Genomic DNA, 23,543 nt, shown 5'->3' with positions numbered 1-23,543 from the left:
CTATTGTATTCGTATACGCCAAAAAGGGATTTTTTTTATTTCCCGTTAAGCCAAAGCAGGAAAAGGATAGCAACAGGTCCGCCGTGCTGTTCCAGCACGGACTTTAAGGTATGGAAGGCGGCATAGTAATGTTTTTTCACCGTAACCACGGCGATGCCGTACCGGGCGGCAATTTCTTCAAAGCTTAGTCCTTCTTCGGTGCGCAGCAGGAAAATGTCGCGCTTTTGTTTGTCGAGGCCATTAATGGCCCGCAGGGCCGTTTCATGTAATTCCTTATACTCCAGCGCATCCGGCATATCCGCTGCTGAGGCGCGCTGTTCCAGTGTTTCCATCGCCCGGAGATGTACTTTTTTCCGTCTTAACAGATCAAATACCAGGTTGCGGGCAATCCGGAAAGCATAATTTTCGAAGGACTTCACCAGCAACAGTTTTTCCCGGATCTTCCAGATCCGGAGAAATGTTTCCTGTAAAACCTCGTCGGTTTCATGGCGGTCCTGTGTAATAAAGTTAACGGCTACCTGCAGATTGGGGTAATACCAGGTGTACAATTGCGCATAGGCATCCTGGTCGCCATCGGCGGCTGCCTGTACCAGTAAATGTTCGTTGGAGAGCGGTACCCGGTGATATTGCGAAAAATGTGAACTAGCCAATCCGTTTGCAAGATACGGAAAATAAAAAACCATCCCTGAACGGGATGGTTCGCTTTATCATTGCACCCGCTGCTGTTGTTTCAGCAGCTTAGCCCTGTTGATGTCTTTCTGTGCCTCTTCGACATTGCTCTCATTGCCCAGCTGCGTTTTGAGGTGTCCCCTGTTCTCAAAAAATTCAGCGCGGTTATTATTAATCTTTATTGCCTCATTGAAATCTTCCAAAGCAGACATCTGTTGGTTTAACTTCAGTTTTATCAGTCCCCTGTTATTAAACATCACCGGTAGCTGGTTGTTGCTGACCCTATCAAACAACTTGTCGATCTGATCTGATCCAGCGCCTCCTGGAATTTCTGCTGCTGATACAGCTGGTTCGTCCGGATTTCAAAACACCATCGTTAAATGAAAATGCGGCGCCACCTGCGGGTTTAGGATCATCTGCGGTACCAGGATCAACGGTTGATCCATCGAGTTTTGAGAGGATGGCCGGTTGCTGCACGAAAAAATTGGTACTGGTATTATTTAATTTACCTGGATGTTGTAGCGGCTTTTATTGATATTAATGATTTCCAGTACCACCAGGTTTCCATGCTTTACGCGATGCTTTATCCCTGATTTGGGTAAATGCTGGTAGTCGATCAGGATAGTATCGGGCGATTGGGCATACAGATCTGCTATAGGTTACAGGAATAATAATGAAAGGAACTTTTTCATGTGTAACTATTAGGGATAAGGAATAATTGTCGGGGCTACGAAGTACTAATCTGCTCTAAAATAAGAAATATTACATAAAAAAGCATGGCATCTTCCTTTCGGATGATACCATGCTTTTATCATATCGTTGTTAAACTAAACTTTCAGGAACAACTTCTGTTTATACATAAAATACAGGAACAACCATTTTAAAAATACCAGGGAGATGCTTAGGGCCACCGCTCCGAACGGGTCTCCTACCAACTGCCCAAGCCATTTAAAAAATACATCATTGCTATAGTTCCAGTCGATAAAGTGTCCGGAAATATAGATGAGAATAGAGTTCATTCCAATCACGCGGAAAAAGAAAGCCCATTTTTTGTACCCTGCAATATCAATAACATAATAGAAAAGCGCGAGCAACAACAGGCTGATACCGCCTACCTGCAACACAAATGAACTGGTCCACAGATTTTTATTGATGGGAAAATCAAGGTTCCACAACTGGGCCAGCACTAAAAAAACGACGCCTGTAAGGGCCATTACGCCTACTTTCTTTACCGGGGCCATGATGCTGTTCCGTAATAAATTACCGGTGAGAATCCCCAACATTGCGGTGCTGATAGCCGGGAAGGTGGAGGTAAATCCTTCCGGATCATGGATACCGAGATACAATTTACCGGGAACAACGAGACGGTCGACGTACGATGCAAAATTACCTTCCATGGTAAGATCACCGGGCGAAAATCCCGGCGCCGCTGTAAACTTCAGCAGCAGCCAATATGCGACCAGGATACCTACGAACCAGATCATTTGCGCCCGTTCCTTTGTGTACAGGTAAATGATGTTGGCAAACATATAAGCCAGGCCGATACGGCCTAAAACGCTGCAAAATCTTATTTGCGATACCGGCTGCAATTGCAGGCCGTTATTATAAATAACACCCAGCACCACCAGTACCAGTCCTCTTTTTATTACACGCAACAGCAGCTGGGTGCGGCTTTTACCTTTTTCCAGTTCCCTGCCTACCGAATACGGCGTGGAAACACCGGCCATGAACAGGAAAAGCGGGAATATCAGATCATAGAAATGAAATCCGTTCCACGCAGGATGTTCAAGCTGTATGGCGATGGCGCCCCAGAAAGGGGATCCTGTTGCCTTCGCCATTTCATGAAAGATGGAGCCGCCACCCATAATCCAGAACATATCAAATCCCCGGAGGGCATCTAATGAGTAAAGCCGGCCTTTTTTTTCATTGTCACGGTTTATTGCTGCCGGGGCCTCTCCGGTTTCCACTGGCAATGCTGTTAATGTGCTCATTGTTGAAGAGATCAAACGATTAGTGTATAATTTCAAACGATTTTGGCAGCATACAAGCTAATAAAAATGGCGCTAACTTTTTCTAAAATTAATCTGCAGGAAAATTAGCCCATTATATCAGCAACTAAAAGATTGATTATCAACATTGTTATTCCTAACATTTAATTACCGGCCCCGCTTTCTTCCCGTAAATCTTACTACAGCGCCTTTTCCTATATGACATTGCCCTTCACTTAAAAGGATTTCTTCTTCCTCCAGTGTCAGTATATCATAGTTCTCAAAGTCTGCTGCTATCTCTGCTTTGGAAAGCAGCATATCCATATCTGTTGGCCCACCCACAGCAGGATTCAGCTTCTTCAGATCCACATGCTTTTTACTGAAAGCCTCTAAAATAATGATGCCGCCAGGTTTGAGGTAGCTGCTCAATTGTTGGTGAAATATGGATTTCTTTGTGGCGGCGAAGTGCGCATACACCAGCCCGATAGCATCGAATGACTCCTTTTCAAACGTCAGCTGCTCCAGGTCGCCGACAATATATTCCAGGCTAACATGGTTTGCTGCGGCCAGTTGCAATGCCTTCGATTTCCCTGCTGCACTCAGGTCAAATGAAGTGACCTTCCATCCAAGCTGCGCTGCGAATACACCGTTGCGGCCTTCTCCGTCTGCCGGCATCAGTATAGCGCCCGGCTCAAATTGTTGCAGCCATTCGCTGAAAAATTCATTCGGGGCTTTCCCATAGGCGTACTCGTTGTTTTTATACCGGTCGTCCCACATATTCTTGTATTGCTCATCCCAGGATTGATTCATATACGTTGATTTATAATTAAAAAATGAGAGGGTTTCCGCAAAGGTAATGGGAGCGGCACACGGAGGAGTAGGACAAAAATGTAGTAGTATAGGACTTATTTGTAATCGCGCCTGAACGTTTCGGGTGAATAGCCTGTATGCTTTTTGAAGAACCTGATGAAATAGGAAACATCTTCGTATCCAAGATGATCCGCTATCTGGTTTACCTGCCCCGACGTAGCCAGTAGCTGTCTTTTGGCTTCCAGTATAATATATTCATTAATAAGTGCTGAACAGGTTTTACCTACCGTTGCCCTGGTGATGGCATTCAGCTGATAGCTGGAAAGGTTCAGCATCGCGGCATATTGGGATACCTGCTTACAGTTTAAAACATGCGTCTCCAAAAGACCTAAGAATGCATCCAGTTGTTCCTGCCTGTAGAGGTTTACATTATTGTGAGAATGATCGCTGTACTGTCTTATCAGCTCGATAAACAACACATCCAGGTGGGCCTTAATAACATGCCGGTAGTTTTCCTGTTTGCCGGTATATTCCCGGAAGATATCAGTTAATATCGCCTGCAATTTCTGAAACGCGGCCGGATTGAGCTGATAGTGGTTGATATTTCCTGCCCTGCGTAATAACTGGCTGGATACTTTGTGATGAGAGAAACAGAATCCGTCATTGAAATGCATCATGTACCCGGTGCTGCCTGCTTTCAATACTAACCGGTGTACCTGGCCCGGGCGAAGAAAAAAAACAGCATAGTCGCCGATCACATAGCGGGTGAAGTCAATATCATGACTACCGCTTCCCTTCTCCAAAACAAGCATATAAAAGAAGTCGTGCCGGTGATACTCCTGCACCATGTCCTCCCCGTCCAGTAATGTCTGAAGATCCCGGATGCCGAAGCCTTCAGCAGCATCCGTACCTTGTTGCGTCGTAGTAATATGTCTGACAGGTATCTTTTCCATTTAACTGCACTCCAGTAAATTATTATTGCTGCAATGTGAGTCAAATGTAATTACATTTTCATAAGCCCCGGATAGATCCTTAAATATACCTGGAGCGCCAGCGGATTTTTGCCATACAAATCATGCAGGGATTTATCATCAAAGAAAACGCTCAGCTGCCCACCCAATGCAAGCCGCGTTTTTGCAATATTCAGCAGGTCGTAACTCACCCCTGCGGTAAGTGCGTTAACCGGAAACAGGGCATCACCATACTTCGCAGGATCGAGATCTAATTCTTCCACTGATTTCTGTACCCATTCGTAGCGGGTATAAACCGCTGCTTTCTTCATCTGCCATGCTCCTTCCAGCAGGAACGCGTTCTCTCCTTCATGACCGGGCGTTTTATTCAGGCCCCACAGCGTTGTTACATTCATCCGGTTATCATTGCGCATAGGCAGGCTGAATATGGCGGAAGCGGTAGTCCGGTTAACATCTTCACCGGGATGAAGCGCTTCGGGGCTTTTAACGTAGCCGTGTGACACCTGGAATGCCCAGTTGCGGGAAGGGTTAAAGGATAGCCTGCCACTCCAGGAATCAAATCTCATTTTATCGAAATTATACCTGTTCTCGTCAGGTTCCCTTCCTGTAAAGAGCGACCCTTCCAGTTTAAACTTATCCACGCGCACACCGAGGGTAGCCACTCCGAAAGTGATATGCGTTCCGTCGTTCCAGTGGTGACTGACAGGCGCATCCGGGTTTGCCAGCGCAGACGGACGATGCATGAAGGCAACGGATCCCAATGCCGGTTCACCCGGATAGCCGAAATAAGCGAAGGCGTCTACTTTTTTTGAGAACGCATAACTGTAACTGACGGATAATTCAGAAAACAGGTCATGCGGATGCTGGCGGTCGACCAGTGGTTGTCCCTTCCAGCTTTCGCCGGACTGGAACAGCAAAGGATATCCGGCGCCTCCTTCGGTAAGCGGGTCCAGGGAAACCATCACATTATAATGAAATAGTCCCCTTGCGCCCACTTTACGTTGGGCCATCAGCATAAACCAATTGGGCGCATCAAATTTCTGATCACCCCTGGAGCCTTTGCTTCCTATATCCTGGTTGGTATATCGCAGAAACAGGTTACCATGAATCATGTACATCCAATTTTTAGAATGCAGCATATAACCATACATCGGAGATGCATCCGGCAACCAGCCGGTACCGGAGCCGTTCCGGCTCATAGGAAGATTTAAAGAGAAGGCGTGGCTCATGGGAACATCCATCTGTATATCTTCCATACCGGTATAAAAGTGTATGCTGGTATCCTGTTGCTTACCGGTGTTGTTAGCAGGCTTATGATGTTCATGCTGTGCCTGTGCCAGCACAATGCAGGAAAGCAACAACATCAATAAGGGGAATACTTTGCTCATAACAATTGTTTGAGAAATTATCGCGAGTGATCCCGCGAGTATTATGCCACTTTAGCCTATCTCTACCGTCACATCATCCGTAAGTGGAAAGCTCTGGCAAAGCAGCACCATTCCTTCATCCAGCTCCTGTTGCCTGAGCGCATAATTGCCGCGCATTTTTACTTTCCCGGCAGTGAGTTTCGCCGCACAAATGCCGCAGGTACCTCCTTTGCAGGAATATGGCAAGGGTATCCTGTCTTCCAGCGCCGCTTCGAGAATCGTTTTGCCGGCGGCCACGTCCAGCAGGTTGCTCTGTTCGTAAAAATGCAGCAATACTTCCTGTGCAGTACCGGGCAATACTTCCTCTTCTTTGCTACTATCCGGGGAAAACCATTCCATGAAAATACGATCTGCCGGTACTTGCAGCGCTTGCAGCACTTCCTGCTGCATTTTCATCAGGCCCGCAGGGCCGCAGATAAAATAGTGCCCCCCCTCACCGGGATCGGTTACTGCCTGTTGAATAAGCTTACGGGTAACCAGTTTGCCCAGCCTGCCTTTAATAAATTCCGGGGCAGCTGCTTCTTCATAAACTGATATCGCATGATAAACGTTGATCCGTTCCCGGTAGTCCTCCTTCCACTGTGCAATGTCATCTCTGAATATAATTTCATCCGGTGTGCGGCTGGCGTAGATGAGTGTAACATGCGTGTCCGGAGCGGTATCGATCACCGACCTGGCAATGGCATACAAGGGTGTGATACCGCTTCCGCCGGCCAGCAACACAATATGTTTTGCCAGATAGCTACCGGCTACGGGTGTAAATGAACCATAGGGACCGGATACGGTCCAGTGTTCAATGGCCGGCGCCTTATCGGCAATATAGTTGCTCATGATGCCACCGGCTACTCTTTTTACGGTAATGGCTGGTTGTTTATCCCTGCCATAGACTGTGCTTAAAGAATAAGACCTGGTAACAGTGGCGCCGTTGATCGTTAATGTTAGATTGATAAACTGACCAGGTTGATATATAAAAGGCTGGCCGCCGGTATCAAACTTTATGGTGATGGTGGAGGCAGTTTCCCGGATGATACCCGCGGTGCGCCAGATCTGTACATTGTTCATGCTTTCTGATGATTTATTTTAAAGACGTGCGGCTTTTAAACGCAAACTATTGCTGACCACACTTACTGAGCTGAGGGCCATCGCAGCGCCGGCAATCATAGGATCTAATAAAAATCCGTTGACAGGGAATAAAACACCGGCGGCAATGGGAATACCAATAATGTTGTAGATGAATGCCCAGAAAAGATTCTGTTTAATGGTGCTAACCGTTTTCCGCGACAGCTTCAGCGCTTTTGGAATGCTATTGAGATCTGAGGTAATCAACGTCATTTTAGCCACATCCATGGCGATATCCGATCCCTTGCCCATGGCAATACTTACGTCCGCCTGGGCCAGTGCCTGTGAGTCGTTGATACCATCGCCCACCATCGCCACCACTTTTCCGGATTGCTGCAATTCTTTTACAAATGCAGCTTTATGGGAAGGGAGTACTTCTGCTTGATAGTGCTTCAATCCTACCTTCCTGGCTACCGCAGCGGCAGTATGGGTGTTATCACCCGTGAGCATATATACCTCAATGCCCTGTTTTTGTAAAGATGCAATCGCTTCCCTGGAGGTTTCTTTTATTTTATCGGCGATAGCGATGACCGCCAGCAGTTGTTTGCCTGCAGCAAAATAGATCACTGTTTTGGCATCTTCCTGCAAGGCAGCGGCTTGTGCTGCCTGTTGCGGATCGATAGTGACATTGTTCTCCTCCATCAGTTTGCGGTTACCCACCAGGTAAACGGTTTGTTCAAAAGCGCCTTGTATCCCTTTACCGGTAAGGCTTTCAAAGCCCGATAACTTAGCGGGTATTGCGCCGTTGTTTTTCAGGTACAATACCACAGCTTCCGCCAGCGGGTGTTCCGACTGTTGTTCAAGTGCATACAATACTGATTGGGCTGCGGAATGGGTATTAGCGGGTGCATGCCACACCAGGTCGGTTACCACCGGTTTACCTTCCGTGATGGTGCCGGTTTTATCGAGGATAATGGCATTCACTTTATGCGCCAGCTCCAGGCTTTCCGCATCTTTAATAAGGATATTATTTTCGGCGCCTTTCCCTACTCCTACCATGATGGCGGTGGGTGTTGCCAGTCCTAATGCACATGGACAAGCGATTACCAATACCGTTACCGAGGTAAGCAGTGCATGGGTGAAAGCATTATCGCCGCCAAACACCATCCACGAAACGAATGTAAGGATCGCAATACCTATTACCACGGGTACAAAGATACCTGCGATCCTGTCGACCAGCTTCTGAACGGGCGCTTTGCTACCCTGTGCCTCCTGCACCATTTTGATAATCTGGGCCAGGAGTGTGTCCGCGCCTACTTTTTCTGCACGGAAACGGAAACTGCCTTTCTGATTGATGGTACCGGCAAATACTGTATCACCGGCATGTTTAGCCACTGGCAGCGGTTCACCGGTGATCATACTTTCATCCACGTAAGAAGTCCCGTCTGCCAGCTTTCCGTCTACCGGGATCTTTTCTCCCGGTTTTACCAGCAGCAGGTCCTGGACTTTTACAGCGGAGACAGGAATTTCGCGCGTTTCGCCGGATTCATCTACCAGCAGTACCGTTTTGGGTTGCAAACCGATGAGTTTTTTTATAGCAGACGAGGTGTTGGATTTGGCTTTTTCTTCCAGGAGTTTACCAAGTGATATAAATGCAATGACCACAGCGGCCGCTTCAAAATACACATGTGCATGTAATCCGCGCTGGTGCCAGAATTCCGGGTATATTGTATTAAAGGCACTGAACAACCAGGCGATACCGGTACTCAGCGCTACCAGTGTATCCATATTGGCTTTCCGGTGCCTGGCCTGTTTCCAGGCATTGATGAAAAAGTTGCGGCCCAGGAAGAACACCACCGGGGTGGCAAGCGCCATCATGATCCAGTTGCCGTATGGCATATTCATAAAGAACATCCCGATGATAACAATGGGAAGCGATAATACAGATGCCCAGATAGTACGTTGTTTTACCTCCCGATAGTGACGCTGCTGTGCTTCTTCCTTTACTTCATCCTGGTTTTCTTTGTCTATCACCAGGTCGTACCCTACCGAACGGACGCTGTTTTGCAGCATTTCAGGGGTAACAGCGGCATGATCGTATTGTACCCAGGCGGTTTGGTTGGCGAAGTTAACGCCGGCATCCTGTACGCCGGGCACCGATTTCAACATGGACTCCACACTAACGGCACATGCCGCACAGGTCATTTCCAACACGGGAAAGGTTTCTTTTGTAGTACCGGCAGTGTGTTTCCTGGTGGTGGTTGGTTCCTGTAATGATATAGCTGATGACATATATTGCTGATTTTCTACAAAACTACGCTGCTGCCAGGGCACGTACGTTACACTATTCAAGGGGAATTGTATATAATTTTAAGACCGGCTGTCAGGATGATGGGTCAGGGCCTGCTTTGCTTTCCTGATTTCTTTAAAGTGAGAGGTATTGAGGCCGGTTTGATCTTTAAACTGCCGGGACAGATGGGCCCCGCTGCTATAACCCAGTTTAAAGGCAATGTCTGAAAGGGTTTCATCGGTATAAACCAGTAATTCCTTTACTTTCTCTACACGGTATTCTTTGATATACTTCTCCAGGGTAACGCCTTCCGCTTCTGAAAAAATATTGCTGATTACACTATACTCCTTATTCAGCGCGCCGGATACTACATCTGAAAACCTGAAGTTATCCGGGAAGTCATAAGATCCCGAATACACCTGGTCGATCAGGGCCTTAACGTCTCTTACCAGCTTCGTCTTTTTATCTTCCAGCAGGGTGAATCCCAGCAGCGCTAATTTCTCCCGGAGCGCATCCATATCCGGTTCAGATAATGCCGTTATGGTGGTTACCTGCCCCAGCGCAATGCTGGTTACCGGTATCCGCAGCTCGTGCAGCGCCTCTTTCACCGCAAGGATACACCTGTCGCAAACCATTCCCTTAATAAATATCTTATAGTTACTTAGCATATAAACAGTATTTGAGCTATGCAAAGTTCAGCTATTATACCTGCAGGGGTATTATAAAATTCAGGAGAATGTTTATATAATTATAATTTACTGTTTATAGATATACTCCAGCGCTTCATCTTTGTTATTAATAAAATTCAGGGAATGGTAGGTAATCGCTTTATCGGGCATTAACGCTCCCTTTTTACCTTTCCAGTTTTCCCAATACCTGGTTGAATAACCGATTACGATCTTCGTGTTCGGAAGCCGGAATCCACGTACTTCTCCATAGTGGTTGATGTTGCCGCTGGTCATTTGTCCCACTAAAATGGCATTGGTATATCTTTTAAATTCAACGGCATTCATCAGGGCAGAAGAAAAAGTTTGTTTCCCGATGAGCACATAAAAATGCGCCTTCTTATTTAAATAACTATGTTTAATACTGTCGATAAAAGGTCTCAGTACGCCGGAATTTCCTCCGCTGTTAAACCGGAGGTCAACAATAATTTTAGCGGGATGTAAGCTGTTTATTTTTGAAAACAGTTCCTCATTAAACTGCGCGAATGGATGCTGTTCATCGTCGTTGCAATGAACGAAGTTGAAATAGATCGTTTTTGTTGCGGAGTCGTACTCATACCAATAGTCTTTATTTTGCTCCCTGTAGGGCAACATGGCGCCGTATTGGGCGGGCAGGGCTATGTTCAGGCTGTCTTTGTTTACGGCTGTAAGTATTACCTGGTGTACTTCGCCATCATGGCTTTGCAGCGTGAATGCGGCGCTTTCATCCGAGCTTAGAATGCCCAGGCCTTTGAGAAAAGAGGGGTTATTCAGCAATTGTTGTTCATAGACTTCAAAATAAGATTGATTATCCGCCTTAATTACTTCTTTAAATTTCCTGTTGATTTCATCGATGGAATGCCCGTTAATGGCTATTAGTTTAGATAAAAGCGCAGTTGATTGCTGCGGATCAATACCGGTAACAAAAATACCGTCGTCGAACACCGTAAACTTTACAGGCAAAGCAGTTTTGAAGGGCGGTTCGATCCTGGTATGTTCATCGCCGATTAACACATTTAACCTGAAAAGTTCCACCATAAAGGTTTCATCATTCAGGGTGTCAATTTTCCCTGCTACACCGGCAACTTTATTTTCAAATTCAGTTTTGCTGATTTTATTAAACAGATTTTTGTGCTTTACCGGAAGGGTATCCCGGTAGTACATTAAGTCTTCCAGCAGTTGCTTTTTTTCCAGGTGCTGCGAAAAGGAATGATTGGAAATTAATATCAAAAGACAGGATATTAAAGCGCAGTATTTTTTCATTTGGTTCAGTTTCTTGTTATCTCCTGCATAACTGTTGCGGGTATTCAACAATATACGTTCAACCGGTTGAGTTTTGTATATGCGGACTGATTTAAATATGGATATCTTGTCTTGTTCCCTAAAGTAAAGTAGTTTACGCTTTTAATCCCTGCCGTTCTGAAAGCTTGCCGTATTTAAGGTGATATTCTTTCGGACTCATGTCTACCTGGCGGCGGAAAACTTTCCGGAAGAAGCTGATATCTTCATAACCGCATTGCAGTGCTACGCTCTCAACGCTTTCCCGGGTATTTTCCAGCAGCTTTTTCGCAGCCTCAATACGCACGCGCTGCAGGTATTCCATGGGGGTATTGCCGGTTGCCTGTCTGAAGCGGCGGATGAAGTTCCTCACGCTCATATGATGGTCGCTGGCCAGCTTTTCCAGGATGATGGTTTCCCCGTAGTTCGCTTCGATGAACTGTTGTATTTTTTTTACCGGATCATCCACATGATCATGCTGGAAGCGGAACACGGAGAATGCCAGCTGTGAATCCCCGTGTGTGTTGATCATCAGTATTTTTGAGGCCATCACGGCTTCTTCGTGCCCTATTAATTTTTCTATCAGGTAGATCATAAAGGTGGTGAAGCTAAATGCGCCTCCGCAGGAGCATACCGGTCCTTCGTCCACGATGATCTTATCGTCCTGTACACTGATAGCCGGATAGCGCTGTTGGAACCGGTCGGCAAACAGCCAGTTAGTGGTGGCTTTTTTGTCGTTCAGCAAGCCTGTTTCTGCGAGCAGGAAAGCGCCCACGCAAATGCTGGCCAGGTCGGCGCCTTTCTGGCGTTGCTGCTTCAGCCATGCTACCAGCCGGCCTTCCCGGGCAATCACCTCGTCGATCTTATCATAGCGCATGGCAGGAATGATAATTAGCCGGTACCGGTCGCGCGGACCAAGCTTTTCGGCCTTATTGCCTCCCTGTGGACGCCTGGTAAGCTGGCCATCCGCTTCGGCAATAAAATCGATCTCAATGTTCTCCTTTAAGGGTATACTGGTTGCCAACGGATACATCCTGCTGAGGCCACCCCATATGTCAGCAGGGCCTGTCACGCACGTTGGAACCGCATCTTTATAATCCAGAATAGCAATACGCAAGGCAGTTCTTTTATGTCAAAGATATGGCAATATCGCCTTCTTTTTTGTCATTTCTGCCACTTATTTCATCCCGGGAGGAGGTCTACTTTTATGGTGTTAAAAGTAACCGGTAATGGCCGGGTATACATCACTCAATAAATCTGAATTTTATGTCAACAGTAACCAATACCATCATGACAACCCAGGAAGTGGCCGCACGATTCAATGAACTGGCTCAACAGGAATTGTGGTTTGAAATCCAGGAGGAGTTTTTTGCAGATAATGTAAAAAGCATAGACCCGCCCCATTCTCTCTACTTTGGCTATGCGGAGGGCATAGCGGCCGTCCGCCAAAAAGGTAAGGACTTTGTATCAAAAATCCGGGATGTTCACGGCGCTCATACCACCGAGCCTGTTGTGGGTGGTAATTATTTTTCCGTAGGCCGGAATATGGATGTTACCGTAGAAGGATTTGGAAGAATACAGATCGATGAGATCATGTTATATGAAGTAAAAGACGGACAGATTATATCAGAGCGATTCTTCTATTAAGCTGCTGCTAGTCCAGTATCCGCATCCGGTAGGCATTCATAGCCGTAGTGCCGAGTTTTGTGACGAGGCGGTAATTTACCACTACGCCCACAGCCGCGCCCACTACGGGAAGCAACTGTCCCATCTTAGCCAAATCAATATGATCACGGTATTCGATCTGGAATTGTTGCCAATCGAAACTGTGAATGTCTTCCGGTAACCGGCTGCTTTTGTCTTTCCAGTCCACAATACACTCATACACGTTTTGCCGGTGTTCCTGGCTGCTGAAGGCCAGCTGGAAAATATAGAGGATATACAACCGTTCCTTATAATCTTTTACATCAAAGCCATAAAAGGTGGCGATGTCAAAAAGCAGTTTCAGTTTCATGCCAAGCAGTATCGGGAAATCAGCAAGGCCCCATAAAAACCCGCCGGCGCCGGTAAGTCCGCCTTCAGCGGCAGCCGTTTTCCGGTAAAAATCCACCCGGCGAAGCACCGCTTCTTCCAAATCATACAACGAAGCAAAAACAGGCTGGTTGGGTACGGTGTACATAGAACCGAACAGCACGCCCCGCACCATTTGTTTAATGGTAACGGTAATGGCGTCATGCACTTTTTGCGGGATCATGCGGTTAATGCGTGACTGCACCGACCGGGATAACCGGTCTGCCAGAGAAGGCCGGTCCTGCATTTTATGCTGCCAGATCTCTAGTTCTACTTTCATCCGCTGTTCATATAACATACCCGAAATTACAAAAAAGAAGACAGGCGGTATCCGAAAAAAGTGACGGCTGTAAGCGGTATTTTTATTATAACTTGCAGGCTCATCACATATCTTATGGTTACTTTCCCAGCATTTATCAGCCGCCTGTTCCTTCATAAAAAGAAACTGATCGCCCTTTTACTGGTGTGCCCTTCTTATACAATGGCGCAACACCCACCGGCTGAATACCATCACCTTTTCACCGCCGGAGTGGCCAGTGGATTAATGGGTGGCCTGTACGATGGCTTCTACCCTGTTGACTCGCTAAAAACAAAAGGCGATTTCGGGTTAGGCGCACCGGATAAACTTGATGGAGAACTATTGGTATTAAACGGTAAGGTTTATCAAACGCAGTTTACCGGGAAGACTTTTGAGATAGCAGATCAGCATCACCGCGTTCCATTTTGCATGGTTAATTTCTTCCGGGCCAATACCGTGATACATGTGCGGGACAGCATGAACAAGACTACCTTTTATCATTATCTCGACAGTATCATGCCTAACGTGAACGGCATGTACGCCATTCATATTAAAGGCAAGTTCAGGTATCTGAAAACAAGGGCTTTCCCGCCGGTGAACGGGCAACCTTATCCGCAACTGGCGGGTATGCTGGACCGGCAGCATTTTTTTCAATATAAAGAAAGCAGCGGCGACCTGGTAGGTTACCGTTTGCCAGTATACATGGACAACACCAATATCTCCGGTTATCACTTTCATTATCTTTCAGATCAGAAAGATGCTGGCGGCCATATCGTTGACCTTATCACCGGTGATATCGCCATCGAAATATCTGAGCTCGACAGCTACACCGTTCAGGTGCCGGCGACCCCGGCGTTTAACCAGTTCGATTTTAAAAAGGACCGGCAGGAAGATATAAAAAGTGTGGAAAGAGGTGCTGCAAAATAACTTTATCAGGACATCAGGCTGCCGGGTTGAATACCGCAACCCTGGCGGTCCTCATTGAAAAACATTTTCATTTTTCCGGTCATCATCCCGTTCCATCCGGCCTGGCTGAGGTATACCTCATTGCCTGCCATGTTCCTTAACACGGAAGTAGTCGTAATCATCTTCTGCTGATGACCCCCTATTACAAAATCGATATGCGTAGACCTGGTAGCCATATCAGCGTTATCTGCTGTTTCACCGGGTTGTTTAAAGCCGAGGTGGGAAAGGCAGATCACTACGTGGCAGCCATGTTCTTTTTTAAGCTTAGCGGCCACTTCGTCGGCAGCTGCTACCGGCGGGAGGAAGGTGACACCGGGGACATCCGGCAGCTGCGGCCCCACACCCGTGATACCTACTTTTAACGAGCCCGCATATACGATTTTGTGACGTACCACCTGGCGTGCGAGTGATGGATCGGTAAAACGGTAGTTGCAATTTACCAGGGCGAATTGCATATGTGGAATCAGCGCCGCCAATGCAGCCTGGCCGTTGGCCAGTTCGCGGTTACCGATAGTGGCTGCATGATAACCGGCTTTATTCATGGCCTTTATTATTTCCATACAGGCGTTCACGTTATCCGTTCCACTGGTAAAATCGCCTGCGTCCAGGAACACGCCCTGATCTCCTGCCGGGCGGTGACCGGCCAGCTGGCCATGCAGGTCGTTGGTATGCCAGATCAGGAGTTCCCGGTTATCGCCGGGAAGATAAGTCGCGTTTTCTGAAGTGGAAGTCAGCGCTCTGAGGGGATTCTGCAACAGCAATAAACCTGTTACGAGAGATGTATTCCGTAGAAAGGAACGGCGTTCTTTATTCATAATATAGGGAACTGGAAAAAGTGATGTGAAGATAAACACTTCCGTTGATTTCTTGTTAAAGCAAATAAATATTACTTTGAAAAAAAAATAAAATATACTTTTATGGCAGTTTTTCATAGATAACACGACTAATATCCCTTGCAATACCAGATACAACGATTATGAATGACTCTACTCCCTACCTGTCAGAGATCTTTTTAGTGGCTTTTAATTTTGCGCCGAGAGACTACGCGTTATGTAATGGGCAATTACTTCCCATTAACCAGAATCAGGCTTTATTTTCCTTGTTGGGTACTGCGTTCGGCGGCGATGGCCGGGTTAATTTTGCATTGCCCAACCTGAGAGGACGTATCCCTATGCACCAGGACGCGGGCCATATCCGGGGAACAGTAACCGGCAAGGTTACTACGACCGTCACCGTTGCCAATCTTCCAGTACATGAACACGGCGTTACCGCTGTACTTAAACTGCCCGTGGGAGCTGCGGCAAATACCGATTCTTCTGCCAATGCCTATCCTGCACCCGTTGCCTCCAGCTCCAGGTACAGCGACAACGCGGATGAACAAATGGCCACGGTACAGGGCGGCGACCTTGCAGCAGACACGGCGAATGGTGCATTAGCTACAGAGACCAATCCCTCTCCGAATACACCTGTTAACAACATGATGCCTTACCTCACCCTGAATTATATCATTGCCCTGACAGGCATATTTCCTTCAACCACCTGATTTTTAAATATATGTCAGCAACCGATCCATTCGTTGGTGAAATCATTATGGTCCCTTTCAATTTTGCGCCTAAAAATTTTGCGTTTTGTGACGGACAACTGCTTCCTATTTCTCAGAACATCGGACTTTTCTCCATCCTGGGTACCTACTACGGAGGGGATGGCAAGAGCACTTTTGCCCTGCCGGACATGCAGGGAAGAGTTCCCATCGGGGCCGGCCAGGGCCCTGATCTGACACAGCGGGAGCTTGGCGAAATGGCGGGCGCCAATGAAAACCAGCTCACCATCAACCAAATGCCGGTGCATACGCATCTGATCAAGCGGCGACCGTTGTCTTTGCCGGCAGGCGAAAATAATAATACCAATAATCCTATCAACAATTATCCTGGCATAGCGCCTTCGGGACTTCCCTATGGTAAAACAGCCGGCACCGGGACAATGGCAGATCTGAGGTCAAGAATGCGGGCAGCAGGAGCTGGCGGCAATGCACCGGTGAATAATTGTCAACCAACCCTCACTATTATGTTTGCTATATCGATGGCAGGAGTATTCCCTCCCCGTCAATAATAAACGATCACACTCAAACACTGATACGAATGCCTTTTGTAGGAGAAATAAGAATATTTGCCGGAAATTTTGCACCGCTTGGATGGGCCTTTTGCGATGGGCAATTACTTCCCATTTCAGAAAACGATGTACTGTTTCAACTTATTGGCACTACCTATGGCGGGGATGGCCAGTCTGTTTTTGGTTTGCCGGATCTGCGTGGCAGGGTGCCGCTGCATATGGGTAGCGATTCCTCCAGTGGTTTAACTTATCAAATTGGCGAAAAGGGAGGAGAAGAAACCGTCACCTTGGCTTCCGATAACCTTCCGCCGCATATGCATTTTATTTCCGGACCGGTATTTTTACCTGCCCTGGGAGAAAATCACGCAAATGCCATCAACCCACAGAATCGTTCTTTTGCCATCACCCCATCAGAAAAAATTTACAGTACTGTTAAAAGCACTACCAAAAGGTTGGCGCCCTTACAGGTTGAACACACGGGCATGTCGCCAGCCGGTGATTCGTTAATAATGACGGTACAGCCAACCGGTGGTACAGCCCCCACCGATAATATGCAATCATACCTGGTGGTAAATTTTATCATTTCCCTGTTTGGCGTATTTCCTACACCTTAAGAACCAGCATATGAAAATAGGAGCACTACTACCCAGATCTACATTTCATCCGCTGTTGCAGCACGACTTCCTCCAGGGCATGGAGGTTTATCTGCAACACCGGGGCGTACCTGTTACATGGTTTACCGCCAATATCGGGTTTGGCACCAACGCTGAAATGGTAATGGAACAGGCAGAAAAAATGCTGCTGGAACACCATGCCGATGTACTGGTGGTATATGCAGATCAACCGGCAGTAAGCAATATAGCCGCACTGGCAAAGTCGTTGAACCGCCTCGTATTGCTGGTACACAATGGCGCAAAATATATGCATGAATGGGAACCCCATCCAACAGTACTGTCGCACACACTTAATAATACCATTCAATGCCGGCTGACCGGAATCTACGCTGCCACCCTCTCAAAGGATGCCGCGGTATGTACTTCGTTTTATGACGGCGGCTATTCTCATAATCACGCGCTGGTGCAGTCGTTCGCCGATAGCGGCGGCAGTGTTGCCTACAATTTCGTAAGCCAGTATAAAGTGAAGGAATTTGATTCCACACCACTGCATCACTTCCTGCGTACTAACGCACATGTACAAACGTTGCTGGCGGTTTATAACGGGGACCTGGCGCATTGTTTTCTTCAGCAGTTGCAGGCATCGGATGTAACGGAGGGCCTGCAGGTATTCGCCAGCCCCATGTTGCTGGATGAAACCCTGTCAACAGTGCATGGTCACCTGGAAATACCGTTCCAGGTGAGCGGGTATGTTCCGTGGATTTCATCTCTCAAAAATAGCGCTAACGAACTACTGAAAACGCAGTTTACCGCTTATACCGGCCGCGATGCAAACTTACCTGGTATGCACGGCTGGAGCACCGGTATTATCCTTGAACATATTTATAATACGGCAGATACACATCGATTCCGGGCACGGGAGATCCTGTTGACGCTCCACGACGTAACACTGGATAGTCCCCGCGGTCCCCTGCATATGGATGCAGCCACTCACCACATGATGGCACCTGCATGGCTGGTGAAAACAAATGAGGCGTTTGAGCCGGAAATAATTGGCGGAACAGATAACACCGCGCAGATCTGGCAGGAAATTGTGAACACGGAGATACAAGGTGTGTCTTCCGGCTGGATCAACACTTACCTCTGCGCCTGATAAAGATCAGGTGAGGTACTTTCAAGCAATTTAACATCCTGAACAACAGGGTGCATGTCTATATATTTCTTATACCTAAGGCTCGCCTTTTTATGAAGTTATTTTTACGCAGAACCCTGATATCCCTATTATTACTCACAGGCATTGCTACCTGCGCAAAGGCGCAGGCCTTTGGCCCAGGCGATCTTGTTTTTACCGGCGTGAATATTTATGACGACGACAATACCGGCAGCATACAGAATGATGCGTTTTCGTTTGTACTGCTCCGTGAGTGCCCGGCTAATACAATCATTTATTTTACAGATCTTGGGTGGACAGGTACCGGCTTTCAGTCTATTTCCACCGACGTCTCCACCGGCTCCAAAACAGATGGTATTCTTCAATGGTCGCCAGGCACCAGCAAAATGGCGGTAGGAACACGAGTAACTATTTACTGTAAATATAGCCCTACTGCCTCTTCCGGCGTAGTTAACCTGACCAATTCCACCCCTACCGCCAACAGCGCCGCACTAACCAATAAAGAATATATCAGTCTTGGTATTGCAGGTGATCAGTTGTTTGCTTTCACCGGTAGTTCAGGTAATCCGAATATCATTGCCGGTATCAATGTGAACCGCAACACCTGGGAAGCATCTCTTGCTGCGGATGAATTCACATCTTCCAAATCAACAAAACCAGCCACTACCAGCGTTCTCAATTTTCCCAGCGTAAACGCAGTGAATGCACGGTATAATTGTTCGTTAACTATCGGTACTTCGGCCCGCCTGCGAGCCTTTATACAGGACACCACCAACTGGACGAAGGACTATACCTTATCAGCGCCAGCCCCTGCCGCATTAAATCTTGCCGTCACACCAACGTGTTCCCTGACGGTAGTGAACCCCGATGTCAACGGCATTGTATATGTAAACAAAATATTTCCCATAAACGGCGACGGCAGCAGCTGGGCCAGGCCGGTGGTTGAATTGTCGACTGCACTCAAAGCCGCCGCAGAGCCGCTGAATGGTATTACAAAAATATGGGTAGCCGCAGGTACTTATAAACCTGATTACTCGGGGAACACCCTGGCTACATTTACTATACCTTCCGGCGTAGCCGTTTATGGTGGTTTTATAGGTAATGAAACTAAATTGGCCGACCGGAATATTCCGGTCAACCCGGTAATCCTGAGCGGGGATGTGGATGGAAATGACCGGCTTACCAATAACGTTGTTCTGAATACAGCGAATATCCGGGGCGCCAACAGCCGTCGCGTGATAACGGTGGGCTTTCTCAGCGCAGAAAGCATACTGGATGGCCTCATCATTACCGGAGGCCAGGCCAGTAATGCCGGTGGTGGTATAGACGCCACGAATGCCACACTGACAATAAAGAATTGTCAATTTTACGGAAACTACAGCGCCCAATATGGCGGCGCTGTTAACCAATCCGGCGGCTTACTGCAACTGGTCAACTGCGTGTTCTTTGGCAACAATGCCGTGCTTGACGGAGCCGCTATAAGAAGCTCCGGCAATACCACTCTTACCAATGTTACCGTGGGAGGCAATACCTCCGGAGGGTCCGCTATATCCAGCAGCGGCACCTTCACTTCGTATAACAGCATGGTAGCTAAAAATACTTCTTCCGGTAGCGGGGGCGATTATTCCGGTCCCACTCCAAACATCCGTTACAGCATTTTTGGCAACCTGTATTATGCCAGCGCAGGTACTTCGCAGGCTACTCCTGATGTGGTATTCAACAACCTTAGCACCGGGGATCTGCGGTTAACGCCCGTCAACTATGGCATCAACAAAGGCGATCCGCAAACCAACGATGCAGGCTATGCCGCACAGGCAGATACATTGGATCTTGACAGGAAAACACGTATCAGCAATACTGTTATTGACCTGGGCGCATATGAAATACAGGCAATACCACAAACGATCACTTTCCCGGCCTTCCCTGCTACTCCAGTTATTACCTACGGTGATATAGATATTGATCCGAAGGCAACTACTACCGGAGATGGTATCATTACTTATACTTCCGGCAATACGGCCGTAGCAGACACCCTGAACGGGAAAATAAAAACGACCGGTGCAGGTACGGCGGTGATCACCGCTCACGCAGCTGCTACCAATATTTATCTGCCTGCAACACCTGTAACAAGACCTGTTACCGTCGCGAAAAAAGCGCTGACCATAAAATCAGATGATGCCAGCCGGCCGTATAAAACGGCGAACCCCACCCCTACGTTTACCTATACCGGGTTTGCCTACACAGATGATGCGAATGCTATCAACGGCACAGTAGATGCCATCTGGGCAGCTGATATCAACAGCAACGTTGGCACCTATGCTATTACTACGGATCTGAGCAATGCTACTGCTGATAATTACACTTTGTCGGGAGCGGGTGGTATATTAACCATTACGCAACAGCAGCAAACCATCACCTTCCCTGCACCATCCGGTGTGGTTTATGGTGCGGCACCGATTACCTTGCCACTTAATACGGATGCAGGTTTACCTATCATTTACAACGTGGTGTCAGGTCCGGCTACGGTGAGCGGTAACACGCTCACCATTACCGGCGGAGGCAATGTAACCGTTACCGCCGATCAACCGGGAAATACCAATTACACCGCAGCACCACAGGTAACACAAACATTTAACGTAGCCAGGGCCATTCTCACGATAACAGCAAACGATAAGAACAGGCCGTATAAGCAGGCTAATCCTGTATTGGATTATACCATTACCGGCTTCGTGAACGGCGACAACAGCAGCGTGATAAACGGTGATGCGAGCATCAGCACTACAGCGGATATTGATAGTCATACCGGCGACTACCCTATCACCATAAGCGCCGGTACCTCTACTGCCACCAATTACCAGTTCAGCTTCAAACCAGGTACGCTCACAGTTACCAAAGCACCACAGGTAATCACCCTCAGCACCTTAACGGATAAAACATATGGCGACGCTCCTTTTACCCTGAACGCTACCAGTACCTCCGGTCTCACAGTGGCCTTCAGTGTTGCTGGTCCGGCTACCGTCAGCGGGAACATCCTTACCATTACAGGCACAGGAAATGTAACGGTAACGGCTACACAAAGCGGCGACACGGATTACGATCCGGCAACCGTTGTCACAGGCGGGTTTACCGTTTTGAAAAAATCATTATTTGTAAATGCAGATAACAAACAACGGTTATATGGAGAAAATAATCCTGCATTAACCTATACCTACAATGGGCTGGTGAATGGAGATGATAACAGCGTAGTAACAGGCACCCCGCTGCTCAGTACTACGGCAGATGCCAGCAGTGCGCCGGGTGGTTACCCGATCCAGGTGACCAACGCCGCCTCGCTGAGTGCTGTAAACTACAGCATCATTCCTGTAAACGGACTGCTGACGGTAACAACAGCGCCTCAAACCATTACCTTCCCGGCAATAGGCAATAAAACCTACGGCAGTGCGCAGGTTACGCTTAACACCAACAGCGACGCAGGTTTGCCTATCACTTATAACGTGGTAAGCGGGCCCGCAACACTCAGCGGTAATGTCCTCACATTCACCGGCGCGGGCAATGTAACTATCACTGCTGATCAGGCAGGTAATGGCAATTACTCGCCGGCGACGCAGGCATCACAAACATTCAGCATTGCCAAAGCCATACTAACGGTAACGGCTAGTGATAAAAACAGGGTATACAAACAAACTAATCCAACACCGGATTATACGATCACCGGTTTTGTAAACGGCGAAAACAGCAGTGTAGTAAGTGGTGATGCCACCATCACCCATACTGCTGATATCAACAGCGCGCCGGGTGTTTATCCGATTACGGTGACTGCTGGTACATTAACAGCCCCTAACTACGACTTCAGCTTTGCCGATGGATCGCTTACTATTACAAAGGCATCTCAAACTATCAGCTTCCCGGTTATTTCTAACAAAATATATGGCGATGCAGCCTTTACGCTCAGCGCCACCAGCGATGCAGGGTTGACAGTAACTTACGCCGTAACTGCAGGTCCGGCTACGGTGAGCGGCAACACTGTTACCATCATCGGCGCGGGCAATGTAACCATAAGCGCTACACAGGCAGGTGACGCCAACTACACGGCAGCAGCAGCGGTGAGCCAGTCGTTCCAGGTAGCGCCGGCCACGCTGACCGTAACTGCGGATGATAAACAAAAAGCATACGGCGCTAATAATCCGCCGCTCACTTATACCATCGCTGGATTTGTAAATAATGAAAACAGCAGCGTGGTGAATGGTACGCCAGGACTCAGCACCAGTGCTGATAACAGCAGCGTGCCGGGGGTATATCCTATTACTGTGGATATAACTCCGTTGACAGCGACCAATTATACCTTCTCTGCTGTAAATGGCAGCTTAACGGTTGGACTGGCGCCGCAAACCATCACCTTCCCGGCTATCGTTGATAAAACATATGGTGATGCGTTTACACTCAGCGCCACCAGCAGCAGTAGCTTAGCGGTGAGCTACAGCGTGGTAAGTGGTCCGGCCACCATCAGCGGCAATATTGTTACCATTACCGGCGCAGGCAGTGTAACCATTGCGGCTGACCAGGCAGGCAACGGCAATTACTCGCCGGCCACGCAGGCAACACAAACATTCAACGTTGCCAAGGCCACACTAACGGTAACGGCTAATGATAAAAACAGGGTATACAAACAAACTAATCCAACACCGGATTATACTGTTACCGGTTTTGTTAGCGGAGAAAACAGCAGTGTAGTAAGTGGCGATGCCGCCATTACCCATACCGCTGACATCAACAGCGTGCCCGGTGTTTATCCGATTACGGTGACTGCTGGTACATTAACAGCCGCTAACTACGACTTCAGCTTTACCGATGGATCGCTTACTATTACAAAGGCATCTCAAACTATCAGCTTTCCGGCTATCTCTGGTAAAACATATGGCGATGCAGCCTTTGCGCTCAGCGCTACCGGCGATGCAGGGTTGACGGTAACTTACGTCGTAACTGCCGGTCCGGCTACGGTGAGCGGTAATACCGTTACCATCACTGGCGCGGGCAATGTAACCATAAGCGCTACACAGGCAGGTGACGCCAATTACACGGCGGCAGCAGCGGTGAGCCAGTCGTTCCAGGTAGCGCCGGC

Annotated in this window: 20 protein-coding genes; 7 read left to right on the top strand and 13 right to left on the bottom strand. The window is 47.8% G+C overall.

Going from position 1 to position 23,543, the window contains the following annotated elements:
- Positions 1–35: 35 nt before the first annotated feature.
- The 11 genes from AB6805_RS15965 to AB6805_RS15915 form a co-directional block, all read right to left on the bottom strand.
- Positions 36–650 (bottom strand): RNA polymerase sigma factor, encoded by a 615-nt coding sequence (locus AB6805_RS15965; protein WP_370910429.1) that lies wholly within the window; start codon positions 648–650, stop codon positions 36–38.
- Between the two features lie 57 nt (positions 651–707).
- Positions 708–962, bottom strand: coding sequence for a hypothetical protein (locus AB6805_RS15960; protein WP_370910428.1), 255 nt, complete (start codon positions 960–962; stop codon positions 708–710).
- A 534-nt stretch (positions 963–1,496) separates the two neighbouring features.
- Entirely contained in the window at positions 1,497–2,660 is a 1,164-nt protein-coding gene (locus AB6805_RS15955) for an acyltransferase family protein (protein ID WP_370910427.1), read from the bottom strand.
- A gap of 165 nt (positions 2,661–2,825) precedes the next feature.
- On the bottom strand, positions 2,826–3,467 hold the full coding sequence (locus AB6805_RS15950) for a class I SAM-dependent methyltransferase (RefSeq protein WP_370910426.1): 642 nt from the start codon (positions 3,465–3,467) through the stop codon (positions 2,826–2,828).
- Between the two features lie 95 nt (positions 3,468–3,562).
- A complete protein-coding gene (locus tag AB6805_RS15945; protein ID WP_370910425.1) occupies positions 3,563–4,420 on the bottom strand; it encodes a helix-turn-helix domain-containing protein in 858 nt (285 codons plus the stop codon).
- A gap of 50 nt (positions 4,421–4,470) precedes the next feature.
- Complete coding sequence (locus tag AB6805_RS15940; protein ID WP_370910424.1) at positions 4,471–5,826, bottom strand: hypothetical protein; 1,356 nt, start codon at positions 5,824–5,826, stop codon at positions 4,471–4,473.
- A gap of 51 nt (positions 5,827–5,877) precedes the next feature.
- Positions 5,878–6,927: a 2Fe-2S iron-sulfur cluster-binding protein gene (locus AB6805_RS15935; protein ID WP_370910423.1), complete on the bottom strand. Its 1,050-nt coding sequence runs from the start codon at positions 6,925–6,927 to the stop codon at positions 5,878–5,880.
- A gap of 18 nt (positions 6,928–6,945) precedes the next feature.
- Positions 6,946–9,216: a heavy metal translocating P-type ATPase gene (locus tag AB6805_RS15930; RefSeq protein ID WP_370910422.1), complete on the bottom strand. Its 2,271-nt coding sequence runs from the start codon at positions 9,214–9,216 to the stop codon at positions 6,946–6,948.
- Between the two features lie 78 nt (positions 9,217–9,294).
- Entirely contained in the window at positions 9,295–9,882 is a 588-nt protein-coding gene (locus AB6805_RS15925; RefSeq protein ID WP_370910421.1) for a helix-turn-helix domain-containing protein, read from the bottom strand.
- An 87-nt stretch (positions 9,883–9,969) separates the two neighbouring features.
- Positions 9,970–11,148, bottom strand: a complete 1,179-nt coding sequence (locus tag AB6805_RS15920; protein ID WP_370910420.1) for a hypothetical protein — start codon at positions 11,146–11,148, stop codon at positions 9,970–9,972.
- 166 nt (positions 11,149–11,314) lie between these two features.
- Complete coding sequence (locus AB6805_RS15915) at positions 11,315–12,313, bottom strand: GlxA family transcriptional regulator (protein ID WP_370910419.1); 999 nt, start codon at positions 12,311–12,313, stop codon at positions 11,315–11,317.
- Between the two features lie 149 nt (positions 12,314–12,462).
- Here AB6805_RS15915 and AB6805_RS15910 point away from each other — a divergent pair, with 149 nt between their 5' ends.
- Complete coding sequence (locus tag AB6805_RS15910; RefSeq protein ID WP_370910418.1) at positions 12,463–12,843, top strand: SnoaL-like domain-containing protein; 381 nt, start codon at positions 12,463–12,465, stop codon at positions 12,841–12,843.
- A gap of 7 nt (positions 12,844–12,850) precedes the next feature.
- Here the strand turns inward: AB6805_RS15910 and AB6805_RS15905 are convergent, their stop codons facing one another.
- Positions 12,851–13,546 (bottom strand): EcsC family protein, encoded by a 696-nt coding sequence (locus AB6805_RS15905; RefSeq protein ID WP_370910417.1) that lies wholly within the window; start codon positions 13,544–13,546, stop codon positions 12,851–12,853.
- Between the two features lie 114 nt (positions 13,547–13,660).
- On the opposite strand from AB6805_RS15905, the gene AB6805_RS15900 reads away from it, so the two are divergent.
- A complete protein-coding gene (locus tag AB6805_RS15900) occupies positions 13,661–14,491 on the top strand; it encodes an acetolactate decarboxylase (RefSeq protein WP_370910416.1) in 831 nt (276 codons plus the stop codon).
- 5 nt (positions 14,492–14,496) lie between these two features.
- On the opposite strand, the gene AB6805_RS15895 is transcribed toward AB6805_RS15900, so the two are convergent.
- Positions 14,497–15,345: a metallophosphoesterase gene (locus AB6805_RS15895; protein ID WP_370910415.1), complete on the bottom strand. Its 849-nt coding sequence runs from the start codon at positions 15,343–15,345 to the stop codon at positions 14,497–14,499.
- 161 nt (positions 15,346–15,506) lie between these two features.
- On the opposite strand from AB6805_RS15895, the gene AB6805_RS15890 reads away from it, so the two are divergent.
- The 5 genes from AB6805_RS15890 to AB6805_RS15870 all read left to right on the top strand — a co-directional run.
- Positions 15,507–16,073 carry a phage tail protein gene (locus AB6805_RS15890; RefSeq protein WP_370910414.1) on the top strand — a complete coding sequence of 189 codons (567 nt, stop codon included), beginning with the start codon at positions 15,507–15,509 and terminating at the stop codon, positions 16,071–16,073.
- An 11-nt stretch (positions 16,074–16,084) separates the two neighbouring features.
- Positions 16,085–16,639: a phage tail protein gene (locus AB6805_RS15885; RefSeq protein ID WP_370910413.1), complete on the top strand. Its 555-nt coding sequence runs from the start codon at positions 16,085–16,087 to the stop codon at positions 16,637–16,639.
- Between the two features lie 29 nt (positions 16,640–16,668).
- Positions 16,669–17,253 (top strand): phage tail protein, encoded by a 585-nt coding sequence (locus tag AB6805_RS15880; protein WP_370910412.1) that lies wholly within the window; start codon positions 16,669–16,671, stop codon positions 17,251–17,253.
- A gap of 10 nt (positions 17,254–17,263) precedes the next feature.
- The gene (locus tag AB6805_RS15875) at positions 17,264–18,406 is read left to right on the top strand and encodes an ABC transporter substrate-binding protein (protein ID WP_370910411.1); all 1,143 of its coding nucleotides are present in this window, start codon (positions 17,264–17,266) and stop codon (positions 18,404–18,406) included.
- 92 nt (positions 18,407–18,498) lie between these two features.
- A partial coding sequence (locus tag AB6805_RS15870) for a beta strand repeat-containing protein (RefSeq protein WP_370910410.1) occupies positions 18,499–23,543 on the top strand: 5,045 nt, incomplete at its 3' end.

This window comes from Chitinophaga sp. RCC_12 (genome assembly GCF_041360695.1).
Lineage (GTDB): Bacteria > Bacteroidota > Bacteroidia > Chitinophagales > Chitinophagaceae > Chitinophaga.
The sequence above is the reverse complement of the archived record's forward strand: the minus strand, read 5'-3'. Positions and strand labels throughout refer to the sequence as shown.